This window comes from Vibrio sp. D431a (assembly GCF_030248655.1).
GTDB lineage: Bacteria > Pseudomonadota > Gammaproteobacteria > Enterobacterales > Vibrionaceae > Vibrio > Vibrio alginolyticus.
In genome coordinates this window covers 1-3,816 of record NZ_JAHGAP010000074.1, presented here as the reverse complement: position 1 = coordinate 3,816, position 3,816 = coordinate 1, and the positions used below count along the sequence as shown (strand labels likewise).

General features: G+C 40.0%; 4 protein-coding genes. All 4 read right to left on the bottom strand.

Going from position 1 to position 3,816, the window contains the following annotated elements:
- Nucleotides 1-95: 95 nt before the first annotated feature.
- A complete protein-coding gene (locus tag KJB35_RS27865; RefSeq protein WP_140359401.1) occupies nucleotides 96-584 on the bottom strand; it encodes a DUF523 domain-containing protein in 489 nt (162 codons plus the stop codon).
- Nucleotides 585-1,290: 706 nt separating this feature from the next.
- Nucleotides 1,291-2,412 (bottom strand): hypothetical protein, encoded by a 1,122-nt coding sequence (locus KJB35_RS27855; RefSeq protein WP_053306504.1) that lies wholly within the window; start codon nucleotides 2,410-2,412, stop codon nucleotides 1,291-1,293.
- A 151-nt stretch (nucleotides 2,413-2,563) separates the two neighbouring features.
- Nucleotides 2,564-3,046, bottom strand: a complete 483-nt coding sequence (locus KJB35_RS27845; protein ID WP_285469887.1) for a hypothetical protein — start codon at nucleotides 3,044-3,046, stop codon at nucleotides 2,564-2,566.
- Between the two features lie 165 nt (nucleotides 3,047-3,211).
- Nucleotides 3,212-3,721, bottom strand: coding sequence for a hypothetical protein (locus tag KJB35_RS27835; protein ID WP_020840826.1), 510 nt, complete (start codon nucleotides 3,719-3,721; stop codon nucleotides 3,212-3,214).
- Between the last annotated feature and the right edge of the window lie 95 nt (nucleotides 3,722-3,816).

Here is a 3,816-nt window from a genome sequence, read left to right as displayed (position 1 = left end):
CAACGCAATACCAATGCCGCCGCATACCACCTTAAACACTAAAACCAACGCATAGTAAAAATGCCACGCGTTGCGAATCCCTCTTGAACAGTTTGTTAGCTATTTTTTTCCAACGCCTCTCGGAGCTTAGCTATCGTATGTTGACTGTAGACTTTAATTCCATTGCGCTCTAACAATGCAGTAGCTACCCCTGAACCATCGATTTTGATCCCGTTGAATGTACCGTCATAAATTTTTGAACTGCCACAGGAAGGGCTGCCTTCAGCGAGTAACGCGTACTTTATTTGCTGTTTTTTGCAAAGTTCCAAAGCGTTCTCTGCCCCACTTACAAATTGTTCAGTAACATCAATACCATCATTTCCAACAACGTTTGCCAAACCATCAAGCACATCAACACCTTTGCCAGTAATGATTTCGGCTGGTGCTCTAGGAATAGGTAAACCTGCTGAGACTTCGGGGCAAAAGGTCACAAGTTCTGCGTTTGACTTGAGCCATAGCAGCTCAGGCGCTTTGACTGATAAACAGCTCGCATTGTATCTAACGTTGTTTCCAACCAGACATGAACTAACGAGAACTTTAACCACTGGAACTCCTTTATATACGAGAAATAGCTAACGCCTTGCTAAGGTGTGAGTAACGCAATACAAAAGCTACCGCACAACGCCTTAATCACATAAGCCACCGCAAAGTAAAAATGCCACGCGTTACGAATCACTCTTAAGCAATTTGTTAGTACATGCGCTACTTCTATTTATGCGCTCCAAGATATTGAAAAGTGGCATGATATGAAAGGCTTTGAACACTGAAGTGAGACGGGCAGCTACAAAACTTTACCGCCATTGATAGACGAGAGTTGGCTAGAAGAAAAACGCACTGAACTCCCCTACTTTTACTGACTTCAAATTAGAAAAGGATTCTTTCCTCGCACTTCAACAGCCACACAAAAAGTAATCAAGGTTCTCTCAAAAGTCACCACGAAAATGAAAAAGCGCCAAAGAAATAGGCTAAGAGTTAGAAGCCGTAAACGGTAAAATCAAAGCGAACACTCCGCATATAGTGCCACCGGAAAGAACGTGAAAGGCACAAACTGAAAGGTGTAAAGACGAGCGCCAAAACAGATAAACACCAAAACTTATGACCTTTGATGTCAAACCCGTACTAACGCCGCATTAAGGTGTGAGCAACGCTACCACGAAACTTAACCATACCACCGTAAACACAAAACCAACAATGGAATGAAAAATGCCAAGCGTTGGGAATCACTCTTAAATGCTTTGTTATGAGTATTTTCTACCGTTCATTTAAACCGTTAGCTTTCCAGAGCTTACAAGAATACACATGGCGAAAATTATTTATTTCAGAGCCACTTTCTTGAATTATATTAATACCACTACGTCTGTAGATTAATTCGCAGTTATCTAAGCTCACACCGGCATAATAACTTTTATCCGTATGTAGCATTAACCTCGTAAGCTCAAGAGCCTCCGGATAAGTTGTGACAAAAGAAAAAACAGCATAATCACCCTGTTGTGCTAACGTAGTAAAATCAAGTTGACTGGTAATTTTCCCGCTAGATTTTTTGGTAGTCAACGGAACCAAGTCCTTGGTTCTTATGATACTGCCATCATCTAGATTAGAATACATGTCATCAAGAATCCTGTTATCTTCAGAGTCTACTGCACTCAACAACAAATCAGGCTTAAGGTTAAAATAGGCTTTACTATCCAAAACCTTATTATTTTGAAGCTTATAAATAGCCAACTCAAAATAACGGGGATAAAAATAATGCAATTTTGAATAATCAAAACCTTTTGGAACAAGCTTATCTGCTAAACTATAGGCACCTTCACTATGATAAAATTCTGGTGTCAAATATTCATAATAATCAGGAAAAGATTTTTCTGCACCCACGAACTTTAGTGACGAAGATATATATAGCTCACTTAAAGGAGCTGATAATCTGCCGAGTTCAAGTTCTGCCTTTTCACTAAACCTTATAATTTCTTCTTCAATTGTCTTCTGTTGCTCAATTTGTGCATCAGTGGCTTTTCGAATAGAATTTTGTGTTGATTTTACTTCTAAGTGGTTGGCAGATATCTCTTTCTTCAGAGATTCTAAATAGGATATATTTGATTCAATTCTTTTATCTACTTCTTTAAGTCTAAGTAGTAAAACCTCTCGTTGCTTATTCTCCTTGTTAAGCTGCTCAGCTGCAATTACATTTTCCTTTGCTTTGTTTTTGTTAGATAAAAATTCAGCAATGACAGATATAACACACAAAAAAATCAATCCTGCGATAGCAGTACGCCCCTTATTATTCATTCTCCCATCTGTTCTGTAGTCATGTAAAACACCCCAAACAGCCAAGAAAGCGGTAAGTAAGGTTAAAAAATATTTAACTATCTCTAACACTAATCTATTCCTATAGGTTCAACATTAATACTCATAACGCCTTGTTAAGGTGTGAGGCACGCAATACCTAAGCTTCCGCATAACACCTTAACCACTAAACCTAACGCATAGTAAAAATGCCACGCGTGCCGAATCACTCTTGAACAATTTGTTATGCATATTTCACACAGGTGCGCCAAAACTCCAAATCTTGAGGTGTGATTTTGTCACCCCAACCATCGTTTTGTGAAAACAATGAAAACTTGAAGGGTGTTAAAACCGGCAGTTGTTCTATGCCACTAGCTGAAATGACACTTTCAAGTGCAGCCATTGATTGTTCGTTTTCAACTGCTCCCCAAAAACTACCCCATAAAATATCGGTTACCCCACTGACAATAGTCCTAAATTGACTCTCGCCGATACCGTTTTGAGCGAGTGAGAGCCGTAAATCCTCGGGAAATTCGTCACCTAGCCCACAATTTACTAAAGTTGGTCGTTTAGATTCCCAAGGCTCGAATTTGTCTGGACCATCAACGAGAAACCAATCCCATAAGTGCTCTAAAAACTCCTGATTATCATGAAGTTCTAAACCATGAAGAACACAGAAACGCTCAAAGACAAGCAGACCAATTGCAGCTCGTGCATTGATAGACAACCTTTTACATTCGCTCGTGTATGAGTTCATTATTCTCTCTAATATGCATAACGCCCTGTTAAGGTGTGAGCAACGCAATACCGATGCCACCGCATACCACCTTAAACACCAAACACAACGCATAGTAAAAATGCCACGCATTGCGAATCACTCTTAAACAGTTTGTTATGTTCGTAGCTTTTGTAGTCCTCGAATCGCCCTGTTAGTCGACTCTACCAAGTCAGCCCGTTTCAATTTTTCTCGAATTGCCAATGCTTCTATGAACTGTTGCTCTGCCAGTTTATAATTGCCAACCTCAACATTCAATTTACCCAAATGCTGCAAGCTAAAACTCAAAGAAAGCTCACAAGCAAAGTCCTGGCTTTTTAAGAATGCTTTTTCAGCGCCAATCATGTCACCTGAATATTGCAGAGCCATACCTGAAACATGGGTTGACCAGAACTTGTTCTTAACGCTAGACGTTGAAGTATGCACTTTGGAAGCCATCCAATAAGCTAACCTACAAGGCCCAATGATTCGTAAACAATCGGCTATCAAGATTAGCTGCCATTCTAGCTTCTCTTTTTTGTTTGAAAGCTTGGATACGAGGGCTTTATACAGCTTTACAATAAGTTTCTGAAAAACGCCAAAAGTTACCCTGTCCCTTTGATATTCCAACATGTCCTCCAAGAACATAACGCCCTGTTAAGGTGTGAGCAACGCAATACCGATGCCACCGCAGACTACCCTAAACATAAAACGCAACGCATAACAAAAATGCCAAGCGTTGC